At 38.2% G+C, this 340-nt stretch carries 1 tRNA gene; it reads left to right on the top strand.

Going from position 1 to position 340, the window contains the following annotated elements:
* The first annotated feature begins 69 nt into the window (after positions 1–69).
* Positions 70–141 (top strand) — tRNA-Glu (locus tag FN031_RS08975).
* Positions 142–340 lie beyond the last annotated feature (199 nt).

The raw sequence follows: 340 nt of genomic DNA, 5'->3' as shown, positions 1-340 counted from the left end.
AAAAAATTTAGTTAAATCTGTTGACAAGGCAGAAAAAGTAGGTATAATAGAAAGAGTTGAAAAGCTCTAGGTCCGTTGGTCAAGGGGTTAAGACACCGCCTTTTCACGGCGGTAACACGGGTTCGAATCCCGTACGGACTATGAGTATGTTGCAGTAGAAGTTGAAAAAAGTTTGAAAAAGCTATTGACAAGGAAAAGAAGCTGTGATATACTAATATAGTTGTCGCTCGATAAGAACGAGAGACAAAGACCTTTGAAAACTGAACAAGACGAACCAATGTGCAGGGCACTACAACTGATGTTGTAGTACTGAACAATGAAAAAAACAATAAATCTGTCA

The sequence above is a fragment of the Streptococcus mitis genome (genome assembly GCF_902159415.1).
Lineage (GTDB): Bacteria > Bacillota > Bacilli > Lactobacillales > Streptococcaceae > Streptococcus > Streptococcus mitis_BG.
The sequence above is the reverse complement of the archived record's forward strand: the minus strand, read 5'-3'. Positions and strand labels throughout refer to the sequence as shown.